Here is a 21,992-nt window from a genome sequence, read left to right as displayed (position 1 = left end):
ACCGACCCGGCGCGGCAAATTCGGCGCCGATCCCGGCCCCCCTCGTTCCGAATTGTCGCATTAGTCGGTCCCATGAACCGACGCTCCGACAATTACCCGACGGCCCTCCGCCGCCGACCCCGGAGACGGTCACACAGTCCGTGGCGAGCCGACCGCACACGGTGTGCGTCCGCCCTCGTCCGGGCGGATACCCCCGAACCCCTCCGGCACACGCCGCGACCGGTGGGCCGGGCGTCCCCGCCGCGTGGGGGCCCCTCCGGCGGCGCCGGGCCCGCTCCCGCGGCCTCGCCGCCGATCGGGGCGGGACGTCCTCCGACTGTAGCGCTCCGCCAAGGAGGCCCGCGACCAGCAGAAACGCCCCATGGGCGGCGCATTACCGCCGGGTGGCACGACCGGTTGGGGTGCCGGGACGCAAAGCCGCCGGGTCGCGGCGCGGGGGCAGGCGGCCGCCCGCCCCCGTCGCGGGAGCGGACGGCCGCCGGGCGGGCGCGGTCAGAACCGGTCGGTCGGGCGGTAGAGCCCCCACGCCTGGCGCAGGGTGCCGCAGACCTCGCCCACGGTGGCCCGGGCCCGCAGCGCGTCCTTCATCGGATAGAGCACGTTCTCCGTGCCGTCGGCGGCGGCGCGCAGCTCGGCCAGGGCCCGCTCGACCGCGCCGGTGTCGCGTCCGCCGCGCAGCCGGGTCAGCCGCTCGGCCTGCGCCGCCTCGATCGTCGGGTCCACCCGCAGCGGCTCGTACGGCTCCTCCGCGTCGATCGTGAACCGGTTGAGCCCCACCACCACCCGCTCGCCGGCGTCGATCTCCTGCGCGATCCGGTACGCGGACTGCTCGATCTCGCGCTTCTGGAAGCCCGCCTCGATGGCGTCGACCGCCGAGCCGTGGTCGAAGACGCGGTCCATCAGCTCGTTCGCCGCCGCCTCGATCTCGGCGGTCATCGCCTCGACCACGTACGAGCCGGCGAACGGGTCGACGGTGGCGGTCAGGTCCGTCTCGTACGCCAGCACCTGCTGGGTGCGCAGCGCCAGCCGGGCCGCCTTCTCGGTGGGCAGCGCGATCGCCTCGTCGAAGCTGTTGGTGTGCAGCGACTGGGTGCCGCCGAGCACCGCGCCGAGGCCCTGCACCGCCACCCGGACCAGGTTGACCTCGGGCTGCTGGGCGGTGAGCTGCACGCCCGCGGTCTGGGTGTGGAAGCGCAGCATCATCGACTTCGGGTTCTTGGCGCCGAAGTCGTCGCGCATCAGCCGGGCCCAGATCCGCCGGGCGGCGCGGAACTTGGCCACCTCCTCCAGCAGGGTGGTACGGGCGACGAAGAAGAACGACAGCCGGGGCGCGAAGTCGTCCACGGCCAGCCCGGCGGCCAGCGCCGCCCGGACGTACTCGACGCCGTTGGCCAGGGTGAAGGCGATCTCCTGCGCGGGCGTCGCGCCGGCCTCCGCCATGTGGTAGCCGGAGATGGAGATGGTGTTCCACTTCGGCACCTCCTTGCGGCAGTAGCCGAAGGTGTCGGCGACCAGCCGCAGCGAGGGCTTGGGCGGGAAGATGTACGTCCCCCGGGCGATGTACTCCTTGAGGATGTCGTTCTGGATCGTGCCGTTCAGGGCCGAGCCGGGCACGCCGTTCTCCTCGGCCACGAGCTGGTAGAGCAGCAGCAGCACCGAGCCGGGCGCGTTGATGGTCATCGAGGTGGAGACCTTGTCCAGCGGGATGCCGTCGAAGAGCAGCCGCATGTCCTCGATCGAGTCGATGGCCACCCCGACCTTGCCCACCTCGCCGTGCGCGATCGGGTCGTCGGAGTCGTAGCCCATCTGGGTCGGCAGGTCGAACGCCACGGAGAGCCCCATCGTGCCGGCCCGCAACAGCTGGTGGTACCGGGCGTTGGACTCGGTGGCGGTGCCGAAGCCGGCGTACTGGCGCATGGTCCAGGGGCGGGAGGTGTACATGGTGGGATAGACGCCGCGCGCGTAGGGGAACTCGCCGGGGCCACCGAGCCGGGACTCCAGGTCCTCCGGGAGGTCCGCCGCCGTGTAGACACCCTTGATCGGGAAGCCGGACTCGCTTGACCGCCGTTCGCTCATTAGCGGATGGTAGGACCTGCGGCGGCATCGGTGGGTGAGGGGTACCACACACACCGGGTCGACACCCGTCGACGAGAGGTGAACGTCCAGGTACTTACTCTCCAGTTCGGTAAACGTCCGCCGCGTCGGGTTTCGCATCGGGCGTCGGACCCAGCAAGATAGGGGGGTTGTGTCCCAGCCCCCCTCGATTTCCCCCGGTGGCTTTTCTGTGACTCAGATCCCGACGTGGAGCGGCGGACAAGTCAGTCCCCCCAACGGACGCGCGACCCCCGGCACGACCATCGGTGGTCGTTACTCGCTGCGCTCGGCGGTGGGCAACGGCGGCATGGGCACCGTGTGGCGTGCGACAGACACGCTGCTGCGGCGGGACGTGGCCGTCAAGGAGGTCGTCCTCCCCCCGGGGCTGGCCCCCAGCGACCGTGACGCGATGTACGAGCGGACCCTGCGCGAGGCGCGGGCCGCGGCCGCGATCCAGCACCCGGCCGTCGTCCAGGTCTACGACGTGGTCACCGAGGGCGGCCGGCCATGGATCGTGATGGAGCTGCTCGACGCCCGCAGCCTCGCCGACATGGTGATCGAGGACGGGCCGGTCGCGCAGCGGGTGGTCGCCAAGATCGGTATCGCCCTGCTCGGCGCGCTGGAGGTGGCGCACGCGATCGGCGTGCTGCACCGCGACGTCAAACCGGCCAACGTGCTGATCTGCGCCGACGGCCGCTGCGTGCTGACCGACTTCGGCGTCGCCCGGATGCCCACCGACGTGCAGCTCACCACCCCCGGGATGGTGCTCGGCTCGCCGCACTTCATCTCCCCGGAGCGGGCGATGGGCCAGGAGTTCGGGCCGCCGAGCGATCTCTTCTCGCTGGGGGTCACGCTCTACACGGCGGTGGAGGGGCGCCCCCCGTTCGACAAGGGTGACCCGATCGAGACCATGCACGCCGTGGTCGAGGATCCGCCCGCCCCGCCGCAGCGCAGCGGGCCGCTGGCCCGGGTGCTGATGGGCCTGCTCGAAAAGGACCCGGCCCGCCGCCTCGACGTGCACACCGCCCGGGCCATGCTGCGCGAGCTGCTCGCCGGCCCGCTGACCAGCAACGCCGCCGCGGTGAACTCGGTGACCGACCCCTACTCGGTGGTCCCGGTGCAGCGGCCCGTGCCGACCCCGCCGGCCGCGGAGCCCGAGCAACCGAAGCCGAGCGGGCAGATCGGCGGGCGGGCGATGCTCGACCCGGGCGAGTCGCTCACCGACCGGCTGGCCGCGCTGCGCCGGGGCGAGCGCCCCGCCCAGGCCAAGCCGGCCGCCAGCCCCGCCGCCATGGAGGACACCAGCGCCGACGCCCTGGCCGGGCCGCTGCACACCCCCACCGGCGCGATGCCGGCACCGAGTGGGTCGACGCCGGCGGCCCGCACCTACGGCGGCGCCGAGGCGACCCAGCGAATCGGGTCCGGCGGCTCCGACGCCACCCAGCAGCTACGGACCAACGCCGCCGGCCTCGTCGGCTTCGTCGGCCAGTCGGACGCCACCCAGCGGCTGGGCGCCGGCGCGAACGCCTTCGGCCAGCCGGACGCCACCCAGCGGCCCGTGGGCGGGCCCGTCTTCGGCGCCCCGCCGCCGGAGGCCACCCAGCGCGTCGGGGGCACGTACGGCGGCGGCCAGTGGTCGGTGCCCGGCACCGGGCAGCCCTGGGCGACCCCGGCCACCGCGCCGGCCCCGGCCGGTGGCGGCGGCCCCGCCGGCCGCCTCGGCGCGATCGGCAGCCGGGTCGTCGGCACGGTCCGCGCCTGGCCCCGCAACGTGCGGCTCGCCGCCGCCGGGGGCCTGGCCGTGGTGCTGCTGATCGGGGCGGTGGTCCTCTTCACCGGCGGTGACGACCCGGGCCCGCCCGCTCCGCAGGCCGCCCCGACCTCGGCGGCCCCGGCCGGCGCCCCGGAGATGAAGGAGCACGCCGGCAAGGGCGTGCGGGTGATGGTGCCGCAGGGCTGGGAGCTCAAGAGCGCCGGCAACTGGGTGGACTACGTCGACCCGGAGGACGAAGGGCGCAAGGTCCGGATCCTGGTGGAGGACTTCCGCACCACCTCCAGGCGCTGGGCCGAGGTCGCCGAGGACGGGCTGAAGACCCGCTCCAAGTCCTGCGTCAAGCCCTACGCCCAGGTCGCCATGAACGAGATGGAGTGGGTCGGCAAGCCGGCCGCCGAGTTCGAGTACACCTGCGGCGACGGCGAGGAGAAGCGGCACGGCGTGTGGCGCGGCGTGGTCCACGAGGGCAAGGCCTACTCGTTCTACCTCACCTCGACCGACGCCAAGTTCGCCGAGAGCCGGCCGATCTTCGACGAGATGGTGCGGTCGTTCCAGCTCACCGACGCCGGCTGAGCGCGGTGGTGATCCGCCGGCGTGCTATCAAGAGACATGCCGGCGGAGACCACTGACATCGACGACATTCGCGAGCAAGCCCGGCGCTGGCTCGACGACGACCCCGACCCGGCCAGCCGGGAGGAGCTGCGGGCGGTGCTCGACCGCCTGCCGGCGAGCGCCCCGGAGCTGGCCGACCGGTTCGCCGGTCCGCTGACCTTCGGCACCGCCGGTCTGCGCGGCCCGCTGCGCGCCGGCCCGAACGGGATGAATCTCGCGGTGGTCACCCAGGCCGCCGCCGGGCTGGTCGGCTGGCTCGCCGCCCAGGGCTCCCCCGGCCCGCTGGTGATCGGGTACGACGCGCGGCACGGCTCCCGCGAGTTCGCCGAGCGGACCGCGCAGGTCGCCACCGGCGCGGGGCGCCCGGCGCTGCTGCTGCCCCGCCCGCTGCCCACCCCCGTGCTCGCCTACGCGGTGCGCCACCTCGGGGCGGTCGCCGGGGTGATGGTGACCGCCAGCCACAACCCGCCGCAGGACAACGGCTACAAGGTCTACCTCGGCGCGGAGCTGGGCGGTGCGCTCGGCGGGGGCGCCCAGATCGTGCCGCCGGCCGACGCCGGCATCGAGGCCGCGATCCGGTCGGTCGGCCCGCTGGCCGAGGTGCCGCTCGGCCCCGCCGGGCAGCTGCTCGGCGACGACCTGGTGGCCTCGTACGTGGAGCAGGCCACCGCCGTCATCGCCCCGGACGGGTCGCGCGACCTGGCGGTGGCGTACACGCCGCTGCACGGGGTGGGCGCGGCGGTGCTCACCGCGGTGTTCGCCCGGGCGGGCTTCCCCGTGCCCGGCGTGGTGCCCGAGCAGGCCGAACCGGATCCGGCGTTCCCGACCGTCTCCTTCCCCAACCCGGAGGAGCCGGGGGCGGTCGACCGGCTGGTCGCCCTCGCCGAGGCGACCGGCGCGGACATCGCCATCGCCAACGACCCGGACGCGGACCGCTGCGCGGTGGCCGTGCGCGAGGCGGGCCCGGCGGCGAGCGCCGGCGGCGAGGTCGCCGGCCCGGCCCGGTCGGGCGGGACCCCGCCCGGCTGGCGGATGCTGCGCGGCGACGAGGTGGGCGTGCTCCTGGCCGACCATCTCATGCGGCGCGGCGTGACCGGCCTGTACGCCACCACGATCGTGTCGTCGTCCCTGCTGCGGGCGATGTGCGCCGCCCGGGGGCTGCCGTACGACGAGACGCTGACCGGGTTCAAGTGGATCGTGCGGGCCGGGGGCGGGGCCGAGCCGCTGGTCTTCGGCTACGAGGAGGCGCTCGGCTACTGCGTCGCCCCGGAGCACGTACGCGACAAGGACGGCATCACCGCCGCGCTCACCGTGGCCGAGCTGGCCGCCGGGCTCAAGGCGCGGGGGCGCACCCTGACCGACCGGCTCGACGAGCTGGCCGCCGAGTTCGGCGTGCACCACACCGACCAGCTCTCGGTGCGGGTGGACGACCTGCGGGAGATCGCCGCCGCCATGGCCCGGATCCGGGCCGCCACCCCGACCGCGCTGCTCGGGCAGCCCGTCACCGAGGCGCGGGACCTGCTGCCGGAGGCGGACGTGGTGATCCTGCGTACCGGCGCCGCCCGCGTGGTGATCCGCCCCTCGGGCACCGAGCCGAAGCTCAAGGCGTACCTGGAGGTGGTCCAGCCGGTGGTGGACGGCGACGTGGCCGCGGCCCGCGCCCGGGCCACGCAGGCCGTGGCCGCCCTCCGCGCCGAGATGGCCGTCGCGCTCGGGCTCTGACCGGGCTCACCGCCCCGACGCTCAGGCGTCGGGGCGGAACCGTGCGGTCGGGTCAGCGGCGCGGGCCGAGGGCGGCGTCCACGGCGCGGCCCAGGGCGGCGACGACGAGCCCCACGGAGGGGCGGACGACCGAGTCGTCCAGGCTGACCGTGCCGGAGAAGCCGGCGCCGCCGGCGATCTCCTCCAGCCGGCGCCGGGCGTCCCGGGCCGCGTCACCGGTCAGGCCGAGCGCCGGTTCCATCCGCAGCACCGCGACCAGGGTGGCCAGCGCGGCCGTCCGCTCGTCGGGCAGTTCCCCGCTCGCCAGCGCCTCGGCGAGCCGGCGCCGGGCGTCCGTCTCCACGGCGGGGTCCACCGTCGGGTAGCGGTGCACGTGGATGAAGCCCAGCTCGGTCTCGTCGACGTCCCGCACCACGCCCTGGGCGCAGAGATCGCCGAGGATCCGGTCGCGCAGGCCGTGCCGCAACCGCTGCACCCAGGACGAGGGGCTGTGCGGCGTGTCGGAGGCGAGGCGGGCGAGGACCCCGTCGACGAGCGGCTCGCCGGTGGGCGTCGGGTCGACCACCGCCAGGGACCCCTCGGAGTACACGATCCGCCCGGCCAGGGCCAGTTCGATCAGCACCGCGGCGGCCATCCCCAGGTCGAGGCTGATCCGCGGCATGGTCGCCTTGCCGGTCTCGTCGTCGTACGCGAGGAGAAGCAGCTCTTCGGCGAGAGCAACACCAGTCATGGCCCGGAACGGTAGCGGCTGCGCGCGTCTCGCGCACGAACTCGCGCGCAGCCGCGCGGCGGGCCTCAGAAGCGGGGCATGCCGCCGAACTGGCGGTCGCCGGCGTCGCCGAGCCCCGGCACGATGAACATCCGGTCGTTGAGCCCCTCGTCGATCGAGGCGGTGACGAGGCGCAGCGGCAGGCCGGAGCGCTCCAGCCGCTCGATGCCGACGGGCGCGGCGAGCACGCAGAGCACGGTGATGTCGGTGCAGCCCCGGTCGGCCAGCAGCCGGCAGCAGTGCTCCAGCGAGCCGCCGGTGGCCAGCATCGGGTCGAGCACCAGCACCGGCAGGCCGCTCAGGTCGCGCGGGAGCGACTCCATGTAGGCGCGCGGCTCGTACGTCTCCTCGTCGCGGGCCAGGCCGACGAAGCCCATCGAGGACTCCGGCAGCAGGCCGAGCGCGGCGTCGGCCATGCCCAGGCCGGCCCGCAGCACCGGCACGAGCAGCGGCGGATTGGCCAGCCGGGTGCCCTCGGTGCCGGTGACGGGGGTCTGCACCGGGTACTTCTCGATCGGGAACGAGCGCGCGGCCTCGTACACCAGCATGGTGGTGAGTTCGTGCAGCGCCGCCCGGAACGAGGAGGAGTCGGTGCGCGCGTCCCGCATGGCGGTCAGCCGCGACTGGGCGAGCGGATGGTCAATGACGTGTACGTCCACGATCGCTCAACCTACCGGTCCGTCCGCCGCCGCACTGCGGGTGCGGCCGGAGCAGCGACCTCGCTCACCTGTCGAGCGGCCCGGACCCCCGTGACCAAGATCACTCGCTGGTCGGACGCGTAGACTTCGGGGCATGACGGCGACAGCGACGTCGGCCCGGTCGGAGCTCTCCGAGTTGGGACGATCCGAGACCGCTCTGCGGACCTTCCTGCACGGCCTGCCCGGAGTGGACCAGGTCGGCGCGGAGCAGCGGGCGGCACAGCTCGGCACCCGCTCCATCAAGACCACCGCCAAGGCCCAGGCCATCGACCTGGCGATCCGGATGGTCGACCTGACCACCCTCGAGGGGGCGGACACCCCGGGCAAGGTGCGGGCCCTCGCGGCCAAGGCGCTGCGCCCCGACCCGGCCGACCCGTCCTGCCCGCACGTCGGCGCGGTCTGCGTCTACCCGGCGATGGTCCCGCACGTGGCCGAGGTGCTGCGCGGCTCCGGCGTCCACCTGGCCAGCGTGGCGACCGCCTTCCCGTCGGGCCAGGCCCCGCTGGAGGTCAAGCTCGCCGACACCCGGGCCGCCGTGGCGGCCGGCGCCGACGAGATCGACATGGTGATCAACCGGGGCGCCTTCCTGGCCGGCCGCTACTCGGAGGTCCACGACGAGATCGTGGCCACCAAGGAGGCCTGCGGGGACGCCCACCTCAAGGTCATCCTGGAGACCGGCGAGCTGGCCACCTACGACAACGTGCGGCGCGCCTCCTGGCTGGCCATGCTGGCCGGCGGCGACTTCATCAAGACCTCCACCGGCAAGGTCCCGGTGGCGGCCACCCCGCCGGTGACGCTGGTGATGCTGGAGGCGGTCCGCGACTTCCGGGCGGCCACCGGTCGGCAGGTCGGCGTGAAGCCGGCCGGCGGGATCAAGACCACCAAGGACGCGATCAAGTACCTGGTGATGGTCAACGAGACCGTGGGCGCGGACTGGCTGGACCCGGACTGGTTCCGGTTCGGCGCCTCCAGCCTGCTGAACGACCTACTCATGCAGCGCACCAAGCTGACGACCGGCACCTACTCCGGTCCCGACTACTTCACCCTGGACTGATAGCCGATGTTCGAATACGCACCCGCCCCCGAGTCCCGCTCGGTGGTGGACCTCCGGGCCTCCTACGGGCTCTTCGTCGACGGCGACTTCGTCGACCCGGCCGACGGCGGCACCTTCAAGACCGTCAACCCGGCCTCCGAGGAGGTGCTCGCCGAGGTCGCCGAGGCCGGCACGCAGGACGTGGACCGCGCCGTCCGCGCCGCCCGCCAGGCGTACGAGCAGGTCTGGGGTCCCATGCCGGGCCGGGACCGGGCGAAGTACCTGTTCCGGATCGCCCGGATCGTCCAGGAGCGCTCCCGCGAGCTGGCCGTGCTCGAATCGCTGGACAACGGCAAGCCGATCAAGGAGTCCCGCGACGTCGACCTGCCCCTGGTCGCCGCGCACTTCTTCTACTACGCCGGCTGGGCCGACAAGCTGGAGCACGCCGGCTTCGGCGCGAACCCGCGCCCGCTGGGGGTGGCCGCGCAGGTCATCCCGTGGAACTTCCCGCTGCTGATGCTGGCGTGGAAGATCGCCCCGGCGCTCGCCGCCGGCAACACGGTGGTGCTGAAGCCGGCCGAGACGACCCCGCTGACCGCGCTCCTCTTCGCCGAGATCTGCCAGCAGGCCGACCTGCCCGCCGGCGTGGTCAACATCGTCACGGGCGCCGGCGAGACCGGCCGCGCCCTGGTCGAGCACCCCGGCGTGGACAAGGTGGCCTTCACCGGCTCGACCGAGGTGGGCCGGGCCATCGCCCGCGCCGTGGCCGGCACCCGCAAGAAGCTCACCCTGGAGCTGGGCGGCAAGGCGGCCAACATCGTCTTCGACGACGCCCCGGTCGACCAGGCCGTCGAGGGCATCGTCAACGGCATCTTCTTCAACCAGGGGCACGTCTGCTGCGCCGGCTCCCGGCTGCTGGTCCAGGAGAACGTCGCCGACCGGGTGTTGGAGTCGCTGAAGCGGCGGATGGCCCAGCTGCGCGTCGGCGACCCGCTGGACAAGAACACGGACGTCGGCGCGATCAACTCCGCCGCCCAGCTGGCGCGGATCCGGGAGCTGTCCGAGGCCGGCTCCGCCGAGGGCGCCGAGCGCTGGTCGCCGCCGTGCGAGCTGCCGGAGCGCGGCTTCTGGTTCGCGCCGACCATCTTCACCGGGGTCACCCAGGCGCACCGGATCGCCCGCGAGGAGATCTTCGGCCCGGTGCTCTCCGTGCTGACGTTCCGCACCCCGGCCGAGGCCGTCGAGAAGGCGAACAACACGCCGTACGGGCTGTCGGCCGGGATCTGGACCGACAAGGGCTCCCGGATCCTGTGGATGGCCGACCGGCTGCGCGCCGGCGTCGTCTGGGCCAACACGTTCAACAAGTTCGACCCCACCTCGCCGTTCGGCGGCTACAAGGAGTCGGGCTACGGTCGCGAGGGCGGCCGGCACGGGCTGGAGGGCTACCTCAATGTCTGAGCGGGTCGCGGTACGCAAGACGTACAAGCTCTTCATCGGCGGGAAGTTCCCGCGCAGCGAGTCGGGACGGTCGTATCTCGTGCAGGACTCCAACGTGTCGCTGGCCTCCCGCAAGGACGCGCGGGACGCCGTCGTCGCCGCCCGCGCCGCCGTCAAGGGCTGGGCCGGGGCGACCGCGTACAACCGGGGTCAGATCCTCTACCGCGTCGCCGAGATGCTGGAGGGGCGGCGCGAGCAGTTCGTCGCCCTCGGCGTGCCCGGTGACGAGGTCGACGCGGCCGTGGACCGCTGGGTCTGGTACGCCGGCTGGTCCGACAAGCTCCCGCAGGTCTACGGCGGCGCCAACCCGGTCGCCGGGCCGTACTTCAACCTGTCGGCGCCCGAGCCGACCGGCGTGGTGGCCGTGGTGGCCCCGGAGTCCCCGGCGCTGCTCGGCCTGGTCAGCGTGATCGCCCCGGCGATCGTGACCGGCAACACCGTGGTGGTGGCGACCTCGCCGAGCCAGCCCCTGGCGGCGGTGACCCTGGCGGAGGTGCTCGCCACCTCCGACCTGCCCGGCGGAGTCGTCAACCTGCTCACCGGCCGGATCGCCGAGACCGTGCCGACGCTGGCCGCGCACATGGACGTCAACGCCATCGACCTGACCGGGGTGACCGACGCCGAGCTGGCGGCCGAGCTGGAGGTCAGGGCGGCGCAGAACCTCAAGCGGGTGCTCCGGCCGGCCCCGGCCGACCACGACTGGTCCGCCGACCCGGGCGTCACCCGGATGACCACGCTGCTGGAGACGAAGACGGTCTGGCACCCCAAGGGGGTGTGACTGTTCTGTCCCGGGGTTTTCCGGGGGAGCCCCGCCCGTTCCGGGCGGTCAGGCTTGATCCCCGCACGGGTGGGGCTCCCCGGAGAACCGTCCGCGGACAGGTTCGTGGGAGGGTTCGGCTCTGGAGCGCCGCCGTGGGTGGGGTTGCGGTGGTGTGCTGGGCGGAGTGGGGTCTACTACCGGGGGTAGGATTGCGGCGTGACTCGGCTTGGTGACCTCGAACGTGCGGTGATGGACGTGCTGTGGGACTCGGTCCCCGGCACGTCGGGCGGGAGCACCGTGCGCGAGGTGGCCGACGCGCTGGACGGCCGCGAGCTGGCGTACACGACGGTGATGACGGTGCTGGACCGGCTCGCCGGCAAGGGCATGGTGCAGCGCGAGCGGGAGGGGCGGGCCTGGCGTTACCGGGCCGCCGCCAGCCGCGAGGCGCACATCGCCCGGCTCATGCTCGACGCCCTCGACCTCGGTGGCAGCCGGGACGCCGCGCTGGTGCGCTTCGCCCGCTCGGTGACCGGCACGGAGGCCGAGGTGCTGCGCGCCGCCCTCGGGAAGCAGGCCGCGGCGTCGGCCTCCGGCGGGGAGACGCTGACCGACCGGGTCGAGGCGCCGACGGCCGACCGGAGCGGTCGGGCGCCCGTGGCCGACGAGGCAGCGGACCGGTAGGGGGCGGCCGTGGCGTACGCCCTGCACTTCGCCGCGTCGATGCTGGCCTGCTGGCTGATCGCGCAGGTGCTGGCCCGTTCCACCTGGACGTGGCGCAGCCCCAGGGTGGCCATCGTCTGCTGGCAGGCCGTGGGGCTGGCCCTCGGTCTCTCCGCGATGGGCCTGCCGATGGCCCTGGGCCTGGTCGCCTACGACCGGCCGACCGGCAGCGCGCTGGTCGCCCTGGCCACCGACCTCAGCCACGACACGCTCCCCGTCGGGCTGGGCGTGCCGCACCTGGCCGGCGTCGGGGTGGGGTTCGGCATCGGCGCGGTCCTGCTGACCACGACCGTGCGCAGCATCCACGGCGCCGTACGCGCCCAGCGCCGGCACCGGGACCTGCTCACCCTGGTCGCCCGGCGGGACCCGACGGTGCCCGGCGCGCTGGTGCTCGACCACCCGAGCGCGGCGGCGTACTGCCTGCCCGGGATGAGGCCCCGGGTGGTGGTCAGCGCGGGCACGCTCGACCTGCTGGACCGCGCCGAGCTGGCGGCCGTGCTCGCCCACGAGCGGGCGCACGCCGACGAGCGGCACGACCTGGTGCTGCTGCCGTTCACCGCGCTCTGCCGGGCGCTGCCGTGGTTCGCCTGGGTCCGCGAGGCGCACGATAGGGTCGCCCTGCTGGTCGAGATGCGGGCCGACGACAAGGCCCGCGAGTCGCACGCCGACGCCCCGCTGGCGGGCGCGCTGCGCCGCTTCGCGGCGGCCGGCAACCGGATCACCCCGGCCGGCGCCCTCGGGATGGGCGACCGGGACCTCGACGTCCGGGTGCAGCGCCTCCTGGTCGCCGGCCGGCCGCCCCGGCTGCTCGGGGCCGCCGCGCTGACCGTGGCGACCACCGTCGCGGCCCTGCCGATTTCGCTCTTCCTGAGCTGACCCGGCTCCGTCCCGCTCGCCCCACCGGCTCGTGTCGGAGACGGCGACGCCGGGGACGGCCGCCGCCCGGGCGCCCGGGGCCCGGACGTGGCCCACCGCCTCCCAGCACGCGGTTACCGCGGCGTGGATGGCGGACGGCGATGCTTGGCCGGAACGCGGTCGCCCCGGGTGCGCCTGCCCCGCCCGGTTCCGGCAACCTCCCCCACAGCTACTACATGTTGTCGTAGGATCCGCTACGACGGGCCATAGTAGTAATGCGTAGGCAATCTACGTGTAGGCTCGCTACGACAAGAGAGCCAACCGTACGGAGAGCCGGCCATGGACACCCTGTTCCTCGCCCGCCTGCAGTTCGCCACCACCACCTCGATCCACTTCCTCTTCGTGGCGGTGACCCTCGGCCTGGTGACCCTGCTGGTCGTCCTGCAGACCGCCTGGGTGCTCACGAACAAGCCGGTCTACGAGCGGCTGACCCGCTTCTGGGGCCAGCTCTACGTGATCAACTACGTGCTCGGCATCGCCACCGGCGTCGTGATGGAGTTCCAGTTCGGGCTCAACTGGAGCGGGCTGTCGCGCTACGTCGGGAACGTCTTCGGCGCGCCGCTGGCCATCGAGACGCTGGTCGCCTTCTTCCTGGAGTCGACGTTCCTCGGCATGTGGATCTTCGGCTGGCACCGGCTGCGCCGGGGCGTCCACCTCGCGCTGCTCTGGGGCGTCGCGATCACCGCGTACGCCTCGGCGTTCTGGATCATGGTGGCCAACTCCTGGTTGCAGAACCCGGTCGGTTACGAGGTGCGCGACGGGATCGCCCACCTCACCGACTTCTCCGCGCTGCTCACCAACCCCAGCCTCGGGATGGCGCTCGGGCACGTCCTCGCGGCGGCGCTGACGGTCGGCGGCATGCTGGTCGCGGCGGTCAGCGCGTGGCACCTGATCCGGCGCACCCCCGACTACGCGCTGCACCGCAAGGGACTGCGGATCGGCCTGATCACCACGGCGCTGGCCAACGTCCCGTTGCAGGGCTTCGGCTACGCCCAGTTCGGTCCGGTGGGGCAGACGCAGCCCACCAAGTTCGGCGGCAGCCCGGCGGGCGAGGCCCTGATCGCGGAGTGGACCTCCCGGTTCGGCCCGGGCGACTACACCCCGCCCGTGCTCTCCGCCGCCGCCCTCGGCTTCATGACCCTCATCGGCATGGGTCTCGGCCTGGTCTGGTTCCTGCTTCCCCTGCTCTGGCGGGACTGGGTGATCCGACTGCGCTTCCCGCTCTGGCTGACCCTGCTCTCCCTGCCCTTGCCGTTCGTCGCGGTGATCCTCGGCTGGATCGCCCGCGAGGTCGGCCGCCAGCCCTGGGCCGCGTACGGGCTGCTCCCCGTGGACCAGGCGGTGTCGCCGGTCAGCCCGTGGCTGATGCTCACCTCACTGATCGGCTTCAGCCTGCTGCTCGGCACCCTGGCCGTCGTCAACTGGGTGCTGCTGGCGAAGCACGCCGCCCGGGGCGCGCACGACCCGGCCCTGGGCCGCCGCCCGGAACAGCCGCCGGCCGACCCCCGCCCCGAGCCCGCCTTCGCCTAGGAGACGACCGTGGAACTCGCCTGGTACGCCCTGCTCGGCCTCTTCTTCGCCACCTACCTGGTGCTCGGTGGCTACGACTACGGCGTCGGCCTGCTGCTCGCCCGGGGCGCCGATCCCGCGCGCCGCCGGGCCGCCCTGAACGCCGTCGGCCCGTTCTTCCTCGGCAACGAGGTCTGGCTGGTGGCCGCGGTCGGCATCCTGTTCGGCGCGTTCCCCGTGCTGGAGGGGGAGCTGCTCTCCGGCTTCTACCCGGCCGTGGTCGGCGCGCTGACCGGGGTGATCCTGGTAACCGCCGGCGTACAGCTGCGCAGCCGCCCCGCCGGGCGACGGGGCCGGGCGGGGTGGGACCGGGTGGTGGTGGTCGGCAGCGCGCTCGCCGCGCTCGGCTGGGGGGCCGTGCTGGCCGGGATGCTCCAGGGCGTACCGCTGCACGACGACGGGCACGTCGCCGGGGTGACGCACCTCTTCACCCCGTTCGTGGCCGCCGCCGGGCTCGCCGTCGTCGCACTGGTCGCGCTGCACGGTGCGACATTCCTCACCCTCCGGCTGCCGGCCGCCGACGCGGCGCCCGTCGGACGGCTGGCCCGCCGGCTCGTCCCGGTGGCGCTCGCCGCCGTCGGCGCGGCCACCGTCCTCGGTCTGCTCTCCGCCGACGTACGCGCCGCCGTGCAGCAGCCGGCCGTGGCCGTACCGCTGCTGTTCCTGCTGGTCGCGGCGCTGCTCGGGGCCCGGGTGGCGGTCGACCGGGGCCGGCCGGGGCTGGCCTTCGCCGCCACCGGCGCGGCCCTGGCGCTGCCGGTGGCGCTGGTCGGCGCGGCCCTCTGGCCCTACGCGCTGGTCTCCACGGTCGACCCCGGCGCGTCGCTGACCGTGGCCGACGCGGCGGCCAGCACCCCCACGCTGCGGATACTGGGCTGGCTGACGCTACCGCTCCTGCCGGCCCTACTAGGCTTCCAGGCGATGTGCTGGTGGGTGTTCCGGGGACGGATCGACGGCAGGGCGCCGGTGTACTGGTGAACCGCCGTCCCTTCGACCCGCGTCTGCTGCGCCGGGTCCCGGGGGCCCGGCGCGACCTCGCCGTGCTCGCGCTGCTCGGCGTGCTGGCCGCGGGGCTGGTGGTCGCGCAGGCCACGGCGCTGGCCGCGCTGCTGGCGACCGCGTTCGAAGGGCAACTGCACCGGCCGGCGCTGGCCGGCTTCGCCGCCGCGGTGGCCGCCCGCTCGCTGCTGGTCTGGGCCCAGGGCACGGTGTCGGCGCGGGCCGCGGCGACGGTCAAGGCGGCGCTGCGCGCCGACCTGCTCGGCGCGGTCGGCCGGCACGGTCCGGGCTGGGTCGCCGGCCAGCGCGCCGGGCAGCTCGCCACGCTGGCCGGGCGCGGGCTGGACGCGCTGGACGCGTACTTCACCGGCTACCTGCCGCAGCTGGTGCTCAGCGTCACCGTGCCGCTCGCCGTGCTGGTCCGCATCTTCGTCGCCGACTGGAGCTCCGCGCTGATCATCGCGGTGACGCTGCCGCTGATCCCGATCTTCGGCGCGCTGCTCGGCTGGCAGGCACAGGCCGCCACCGAGCGGCAGTGGCGGCGGCTCTCCCTGCTCGGCGGGCACTTCCTCGACATGGTCGCCGGGCTGCCCACGCTGCGCGCGTTCGGCCGGGCCCGGGCGCAGACCGAGGTGGTCCGCCGGATGGCCGACGGGCACCGGGTGGCGACCATGAAGACGCTGCGGATCGCCTTCCTCTCCGCCCTGGTGCTGGAGCTGGTGGCCACCCTCTCGGTGGCGCTGGTCGCCGTGCCGGTGGGCGTACGGCTGCTCGGCGGCGGGCTGACCCTCCAGACCGCGCTGCTGGTGCTGCTGCTCACCCCGGAGGCGTACCTGCCGCTGCGGGCCGCCGGCGCCCGGTTCCACGCCAGCATGGAGGGGCTCACCGCGCTGGACGAGGCGCTCACCCTCTCGGCCGGCGCCCCGCGGCCGGCGCGCGGCGAGGGCGCGGCCGCCCCCGACGGCCGCGGCGAGATCCGGTTCGAGGCGGTGACGGTGGAGTACGAGCGCACCACCGCCCTGCGCGACGTCACGCTGACCATCCGTCCGGGCGAGCGGGTCGCCGTGATCGGGCCGAGCGGCGCCGGCAAGAGCACCCTGCTCGGCCTGCTGCTCGGCTTCGTCACCCCGACCGCCGGCCGGGTCACCGTGGGCGGGGTCGACCTGGCCGGCGCCGACCCGGACGCCTGGCGGCGCCAGGTGGCCTGGGTGCCGCAGCGGGCCCACCTGTTCGCCGCCTCGCTGGCCGAAAACATCCGGCTCGGCGCCCCCGACACCCCGGACGCCGCGCTCGCCCCGGCGGTGCACGACGCCGCCCTGGACGACGTGGTCGCCGGGCTGCCCGACGGGCTCGCCACCGTCCTCGGCGAACGCGGGCACGGCCTCTCCAGCGGGCAGCGGCAGCGGGTCGCGCTGGCCCGCGCGTTCCTGCGGGACGCGCCCCTGGTGCTGCTCGACGAGCCGACCGCCCGGCTGGACACCGCCGCCGAGGCGGTCGTCCTCGACGCCACCCGCCGGCTGGTGGCCGGGCGGACGGCGCTGCTGGTGGCGCACCGGCCGGCACTGCTCGCCGACGCGGACCGGATCCTGCGCATCGAGGACGGCCGGGTCACGGAGCTGACGCCCACGGCGGCCGGGGAGGCGACCCGATGAGCGACGAGCCGCTGTCCTCCGGCACCCGGGCGCGGAGCCACCCCGGTGACGCACCCGGCGCCCGGGCGGCCGACGGCGGCCGGCCCGCCCCGGGCCGCGCCGGCTCCGCCGAGCGGGCCGTGCTGCGGCTGGCCCGGCCGTACCTGAACCGGCTGCTCGGCGCGGGGCTGCTCGCCGCCGCCACCGAGTTCGCCGGCCTCGCCCTGATGGCCACCGCGACCTGGCTGCTGATGAGCGCCGCCGGCCGGCCCCCGCTGGACCGCCTCACCGTGGCGATCGTCGCGGTCCGGGCGCTGGCGATCAGCCGGGGCGTGCTCCGCTACACCGAACGGCTCGCCGGGCACGACGCCGTGCTGCGGCTGATCACCGACGTCCGGGCCCGGGTCTTCGGCGCCCTCGCCGCCCGGGCGGCGTCCCGGCAGCGCTCCGGCGACGCGCTGAGCCGACTCGTCTCCGACGTGGAGGCGGTCCAGGACCTGCTGCTGCGGGTGCTGGTGCCGGCCTCGGCGGCGGCGCTGGTCAGCGTACTCGCGGTGGGCGGGGCGGCGCTGATGTCGCCGGCCGCCGCCGGGGTACTGGCGGTCGGGCTCCTGGTCGCCGGGGTGGCGCTGCCCGCGCTGGCCACCGCCCTGACCCGGCGCGCCGCCGCCGAACTGGCCCCGCTGCGCGGCGCCCTCGCCACGGACGCGGTCGACCTGACCCACGGCGCCGCCGACCTGGCCGCGTTCGGCGCCACCGGGCACGCGCTGGCGGCGGCCGACACCCGCGCCCGACGCCTGGCCCGGCTGGAGCGGCGGCTCGCCGCCGCCGGCTTCGCGGTCGACGCGGCCGGGGTGCTGGTGGCGGGGCTGACCGCCGGCGCGGTGGTGCTCGCCGCGCTCGCCGACGGCGTCGACGGGGTACTGGTCGGCGTCCTGGCGGTCGGCGCGCTCGCCGCCGTCGAGATCGCGCTGGCGCTGGTCGGGGCCGCCCGGCAGTGGACCCAGCTCCGGACGGGCCTGACCCGGGTGGCCGCCCTGCTGGACGCCCCGGCCGGTCCCCCCGCCGCCGACGGCGCGGAGGTCGGCCCCGGGCCGTACGACGTGCGGTTCGAGGAGGTGACCGTCCGCTACCGGGAGGGCGTCCCGCCCGCGCTGGACGGGTTCAGCCTGGCGCTGCCGCCCGGTCGACGGGTCGCGGTGGTCGGGCCCAGCGGGGCCGGCAAGAGCACGCTGGCGGCGGTTCTCACCGGCGCGGTACGCCCCGCGCAGGGGCGGGTCACCCTGGACGGGCGGGAGCTGTCTGCGTACCGGGCCGGGGAGCTTCCCCGCGCGGTCGGCGGGCTGCTCGCCGAGGCGTACGTCTTCCACGCGTCCGTGCGGGAGAACCTGCTGCTCGGCCGGCCCGGTGCCGGCGAGGACGCGCTGGCGGCGGCGACCGCGGCGGCGGGGCTGCTGGACTGGGTACGCGAGCAGCCCGACGGCTGGGACACCGTGGTCGGCGAGGAGGGAGGCCAGCTCTCCGGCGGGCAGCGGCAGCGGCTCGCGCTGGCCCGGGCGCTCCTCGCGGCGCCGGGCGTGCTGGTGCTCGACGAGCCGACCGAGGGGCTCGACCCCGCCGCCGCCGACGCGGTGCTCGCCTCCGCGCTGGCGGCCACCCCGGCCGGGCACTCCGTCCTGCTGATCAGCCATCGGCTCAGCGGGCTGGCCGGGCTGGACGAGATCCTCGTCCTCGACGCGGGCCGGGTGGCGCAGCGCGGCCGGCACGCCGAGCTGGTCGCGGCTCCCGGCTGGTACCGGGACCAGTGGCTGGTCCAGGAGGCGGCCGAGCGCGGATACCTGGCGCTGGGCACCTGACCGGCCGCTCGCCCCGGCCCGTCACCTCCGGGTCGGGCCAGGGTTCTCCCCGAGGACGTCCGGCGGCGCCCCGTGACAGGGTGGGGCGATGCGGGGCGAGAACGACGCGACGGTGGTGGAGGAGCGGCTGCGGGAGCTGGACGCGCGCCTGCGGGGACCGCGTCGGCTGAAGTCCGACCTGCTGACCGAGGCGCGGCACGGCCTGCTGGATGCCGTCGACGCGTACCGGGAGGACGGCCTGCCGGCGACGGAGGCGCAGCGCCGGGCGGTGGCCGAGTTCGGCTCGCCGGCGCAGCTCGCCCCGGCCTACCAGGCGGAGCTGGCGGCGGGGGCGCTGCGAGGGCTGTCGCTGCGGGTCGTCGCGGTCGCCACGGTCGCGTTCGTCGCCGGCGACCTCACCTGGCGGGGGGCGAGCTGGACCGGTCCCCCGCCACCAGCCACCTACCAGCTGCTGTCGGCGTCGGTGGGCTGGATCTGGGCGGCCGCCTTCGTGCTGGCCGCCCTGGGGCTGGTGCTGGCCGGCCGGTCGGCGCGGCGCGGCGGTGTCCCCGACCGGGCGTTGGGGACGGCCCTGACCGGGGTCCTCGCCCTCGGCGTGCTGGCCGGCTCGGCCCTCTTCTGGTGGTCGATCGGACTCTGGGACGCCGCGCTCACCTGGCCACCCATGATCATCGGTGTGGTGGTCGCCGGCGCCGGCTATCTCTGGCTGGGTCGGGCCGCCCGCACCTGGCTGCACGCCGCCCGCTGACCCGTGGCCGGGCCGCCCCCGCTCAGGCCGGCGTGGCCGGCGGAGCGTCGGCGTCGAGGAAGCGGCCGACGGTGGAGCGGAACTCGCGCCACCCGGAGCGCTCGCCCGCCAGCGCCCGCCGCCCCTCGTCGGTGAGCTGGTACGTCCGCCGCTCCCGCCCGTTGACGGTGCTCCAGGCGCTGGCCACGTGCCCGGCCCGCTCCAGCCGGCGCAGCGCCGGGTAGATGGTGCCGGTGGGCAGGTCGAGGTGGCCGTCGCTGCGGCTGCGCAGCGCCTCGATGATCGCGTAGCCGTGCAGCGAGCCCTGCTCCAGCACCGCGAGCAGCAAGGCGTCGAGGTGTCCGTGCAGCGCCTGGGCCTTCATGTGTAGCAAGGCTACTTGTCGGCGACCCGGGACGCCACCGGGGTGCGGACACCGGCCCGCCGGGACGCCCACTAGGGTATGTGCCCAGAGTCACTCGTCGGCGGCGGACGCCGGCGGGTGGGCAACCCGAAGCACACGGAGGTCAGCGTGGCCCGCCAGTCGCCCCAACGGCCCGACGCCGACGAGCCCGAACTCGCCGACGTCGACGAGCCCGAGCTCGCCGACGCCCCGGCCGAGTCCGGCACCGCAACCGTCTCGGCCGAGGCCGCCCGCGCCCTCTGGGACGAGCTGCGTATCGACCCGGTCGAGATCGCGCTGCCCTCCGGCACCGGCTACACGCTGCGCGCGTACCGGCCGGCGCGGGAGCTGACCCCCACCGACGTCGCCGAGCGCGACCAGGACGACCCCTTCCTGGCCCGCCGTCAGGTCGTCGAGGACGACGATGACGACGACGAGGCCGTCGTCATCCTCGACGAGGAGGTCGCGCAGGAGTTCGCCGAGAGCGACGAGGAGGAGGCCAAGGGCCGCCGCCGCGACGGGACCGCCGACGAGGACGCGGAGACCGCCTCCGAGGACGAGGACGAGGCGGGCGACGAGGAGGTTCCGGCCTTCCTCAGCCACCGGGGAAAGCTGCTGCTCTTCAAGACGCCCGAGTCGTTGGTCAGCTTCATCCGCTCCGGCGCGCCGAACGACCTGTCCCAACTGGACAGCTGGAACGAACTGTCCGAACGGGTGGAACCGGCCGACATCGCGCCGCTCGACGAGGACATCTACGAGCTCGACCTGGTGGTGGAGAACCTGCGCGGCGGGCACGACACCTGGGACTCGACCCTGCTCATCGAGGCCGGTGAGGTGGCCCGCGACCTGGCGTACGCGCTGCGGCTGCCCGCGGTGCTGGACATGCTCTCCGCCGGTTCCAGCCTCGATGACCTGGACGAAGCCCTGCGTGCCACGGTCAACGGCGGCGTCGGCGGGTTCCTCGGCCGGCGGCGGCTGAAGAAAATCGGGGCACAAACCGCAAGTCTCGGATGGCGCACCATTGTCGGCAAGATCTCTGCGGTCGTGGACTGGCGCGACTGACCCTTTACGGGGAGCATCAGTCTCTGGCAGTGAAAGCCTTGTGTCCCGGGAGGAGGACGACGCCGTGGCGCTCGTGCGCGTGTACTGCGGTCTGGCCTCGGCGGATTCGGCCGACCGACCGGCCTCGGCCGGTTCGACGCTGACGTCCGCTGTGGTCGACGACGCAGGCCGTCTGCTGCATGTCTGCGAGATCGGTGACGACCCCGCTGGCTACGCCCAGCTGGTCGCGCTGCTCGTGGAGCGGTCGGGCGGGCCGAGCGGTGCGGCCATCGCCGCCGACAGCGACGACCACACCGTCACCTCGCTGCTCAGCGCCGCCGGTCGTCCGCTGGCGATCGCCGACGACGACTCGGTCGACGACTTCGCCGAGCGCTTCGCCGACGACGACTCCCTGGAGGAGATGCAGTCCTCGCCGGTCGAGCGGCGCGCCGTCGGCCTGGCCCGCGCCCTGCAGGCCGGCGCGCTCTCCGCCGTCACCCTCCCCGCCCCCCGGGACCTCGCCGGCTACAAGCAGGTCCTCTCGGCGCACGCCGCCCTGGCCAGCGGCCGGCACTCGGCAGCGGTCGCGCTGCGCGAGGTGCTCCGCGAGCTCTACCCGGCCGCGTTGCGCGCGTACCCGGACCCGGCCGAGCGGGTCTCGCTTGCCGTGCTGGACGCGTTGCCGGAGCCCGGCATGCTCGGCGGCAGCACGGGCCGCGGTGGCGACGCACCGGCCGACTCCGTCGCGGCACGCCTCGCGGCCGACGGGGTCGCCGCCGCCGACGAGCTCACCGACGCGGTCACCGCTCTCCGGGTGGCCATCAGCGAGACGCCCCGGCGCGCCACCGTCAACCGCGCACTCACCTCGGCCGTGGCGGAGACCGTCCGGCAGGCGGTCGCCTCCGTCCGGGCCTGCGACGCCGGCTGCGAGGCGCTGGTCGGCGCGCTCGACGACCGCGTCGGCACGCCCGCCCCGGGTCGCCGCGCCGCCGCCCGGCACGGCGACGCGGTCGGCGACCTGCCGGTCCGCGCCCGCACCGGCAACGACCTGCCCGGCCGCACCCAGCCCGACGCGGACCTTCCCGGCCGCGCCCCCGCCGACCTGCCCGGCCGCGCCCCCCGCGGCGCGGATCTGCCCGGCCGCCCGCCCGCCGGCGGCGCCAAGTCGGAGG

General features: G+C 75.1%; 17 protein-coding genes and 1 pseudogene. 14 read left to right on the top strand and 4 right to left on the bottom strand.

Features of this window, described 5'->3' with window-relative positions:
- Nucleotides 1-492: 492 nt before the first annotated feature.
- The gene (locus V6V16_RS00090) at nt 493-2,076 is read right to left on the bottom strand and encodes an acyl-CoA mutase large subunit family protein (RefSeq protein WP_334558310.1); all 1,584 of its coding nucleotides are present in this window, start codon (nt 2,074-2,076) and stop codon (nt 493-495) included.
- A 208-nt stretch (nt 2,077-2,284) separates the two neighbouring features.
- Here V6V16_RS00090 and V6V16_RS00085 point away from each other — a divergent pair, with 208 nt between their 5' ends.
- Both V6V16_RS00085 and V6V16_RS00080 read left to right on the top strand, forming a co-directional pair.
- Nucleotides 2,285-4,441, top strand: a complete 2,157-nt coding sequence (locus V6V16_RS00085) for a serine/threonine-protein kinase (RefSeq protein ID WP_334558308.1) — start codon at nt 2,285-2,287, stop codon at nt 4,439-4,441.
- Between the two features lie 36 nt (nt 4,442-4,477).
- Nucleotides 4,478-6,202: a phospho-sugar mutase gene (locus V6V16_RS00080; RefSeq protein WP_334558307.1), complete on the top strand. Its 1,725-nt coding sequence runs from the start codon at nt 4,478-4,480 to the stop codon at nt 6,200-6,202.
- A gap of 52 nt (nt 6,203-6,254) precedes the next feature.
- On the opposite strand, the gene V6V16_RS00075 is transcribed toward V6V16_RS00080, so the two are convergent.
- Together V6V16_RS00075 and upp are read right to left on the bottom strand one after the other, a co-directional pair.
- Nucleotides 6,255-6,932, bottom strand: coding sequence for a GOLPH3/VPS74 family protein (locus tag V6V16_RS00075; RefSeq protein WP_334558305.1), 678 nt, complete (start codon nt 6,930-6,932; stop codon nt 6,255-6,257).
- A gap of 65 nt (nt 6,933-6,997) precedes the next feature.
- Nucleotides 6,998-7,630: a uracil phosphoribosyltransferase gene (upp, locus tag V6V16_RS00070; protein WP_334558303.1), complete on the bottom strand. Its 633-nt coding sequence runs from the start codon at nt 7,628-7,630 to the stop codon at nt 6,998-7,000.
- 133 nt (nt 7,631-7,763) lie between these two features.
- Here upp and deoC point away from each other — a divergent pair, with 133 nt between their 5' ends.
- From deoC to V6V16_RS00020, 10 genes are all read left to right on the top strand, one after another.
- On the top strand, nt 7,764-8,723 hold the full coding sequence (gene deoC, locus V6V16_RS00065) for a deoxyribose-phosphate aldolase (protein ID WP_334558302.1): 960 nt from the start codon (nt 7,764-7,766) through the stop codon (nt 8,721-8,723).
- Between the two features lie 6 nt (nt 8,724-8,729).
- Nucleotides 8,730-10,160, top strand: a complete 1,431-nt coding sequence (locus V6V16_RS00060; RefSeq protein WP_334558301.1) for an aldehyde dehydrogenase family protein — start codon at nt 8,730-8,732, stop codon at nt 10,158-10,160.
- Nucleotides 10,153-10,977 (top strand): aldehyde dehydrogenase family protein, encoded by an 825-nt coding sequence (locus tag V6V16_RS00055; RefSeq protein ID WP_334558300.1) that lies wholly within the window; start codon nt 10,153-10,155, stop codon nt 10,975-10,977. The genes V6V16_RS00060 and V6V16_RS00055 overlap by 8 nt, the downstream gene beginning before the upstream one ends.
- Before the next feature lie 198 nt (nt 10,978-11,175).
- A complete protein-coding gene (locus V6V16_RS00050; protein WP_334558299.1) occupies nt 11,176-11,640 on the top strand; it encodes a BlaI/MecI/CopY family transcriptional regulator in 465 nt (154 codons plus the stop codon).
- A 9-nt stretch (nt 11,641-11,649) separates the two neighbouring features.
- Complete coding sequence (locus V6V16_RS00045) at nt 11,650-12,555, top strand: M56 family metallopeptidase (RefSeq protein ID WP_334558297.1); 906 nt, start codon at nt 11,650-11,652, stop codon at nt 12,553-12,555.
- Nucleotides 12,556-12,873: 318 nt separating this feature from the next.
- Nucleotides 12,874-14,124, top strand: coding sequence for a cytochrome ubiquinol oxidase subunit I (locus V6V16_RS00040; RefSeq protein WP_334558296.1), 1,251 nt, complete (start codon nt 12,874-12,876; stop codon nt 14,122-14,124).
- Nucleotides 14,125-14,133: 9 nt separating this feature from the next.
- Nucleotides 14,134-15,141 carry a cytochrome d ubiquinol oxidase subunit II gene (locus tag V6V16_RS00035; RefSeq protein ID WP_334558295.1) on the top strand — a complete coding sequence of 336 codons (1,008 nt, stop codon included), beginning with the start codon at nt 14,134-14,136 and terminating at the stop codon, nt 15,139-15,141.
- Nucleotides 15,138-16,814, top strand: coding sequence for a thiol reductant ABC exporter subunit CydD (cydD, locus tag V6V16_RS00030; RefSeq protein WP_334558294.1), 1,677 nt, complete (start codon nt 15,138-15,140; stop codon nt 16,812-16,814). Before V6V16_RS00035 ends, cydD begins: the two co-directional genes overlap by 4 nt.
- A complete protein-coding gene (cydC, locus tag V6V16_RS00025; protein ID WP_334558292.1) occupies nt 16,811-18,649 on the top strand; it encodes a thiol reductant ABC exporter subunit CydC in 1,839 nt (612 codons plus the stop codon). The genes cydD and cydC overlap by 4 nt, the downstream gene beginning before the upstream one ends.
- An 88-nt stretch (nt 18,650-18,737) precedes the next feature.
- Entirely contained in the window at nt 18,738-19,397 is a 660-nt protein-coding gene (locus tag V6V16_RS00020) for a permease prefix domain 1-containing protein (RefSeq protein ID WP_334558290.1), read from the top strand.
- Nucleotides 19,398-19,419: 22 nt separating this feature from the next.
- On the opposite strand, the gene V6V16_RS00015 is transcribed toward V6V16_RS00020, so the two are convergent.
- The gene (locus V6V16_RS00015; RefSeq protein ID WP_334558288.1) at nt 19,420-19,761 is read right to left on the bottom strand and encodes a PadR family transcriptional regulator; all 342 of its coding nucleotides are present in this window, start codon (nt 19,759-19,761) and stop codon (nt 19,420-19,422) included.
- Nucleotides 19,762-19,878: 117 nt separating this feature from the next.
- On the opposite strand from V6V16_RS00015, the gene V6V16_RS00010 reads away from it, so the two are divergent.
- Complete coding sequence (locus tag V6V16_RS00010) at nt 19,879-20,841, top strand: DNA primase (protein ID WP_334558286.1); 963 nt, start codon at nt 19,879-19,881, stop codon at nt 20,839-20,841.
- A 40-nt stretch (nt 20,842-20,881) separates the two neighbouring features.
- A pseudogene (locus V6V16_RS00005) lies at nt 20,882-21,992 on the top strand (transposase); the annotation flags it as partial.

This window comes from Micromonospora sp. CPCC 205561 (assembly GCF_036906775.1).
In the GTDB taxonomy this organism is placed as follows: domain Bacteria; phylum Actinomycetota; class Actinomycetes; order Mycobacteriales; family Micromonosporaceae; genus Micromonospora.
The sequence above is the reverse complement of the archived record's forward strand: the minus strand, read 5'-3'. Positions and strand labels throughout refer to the sequence as shown.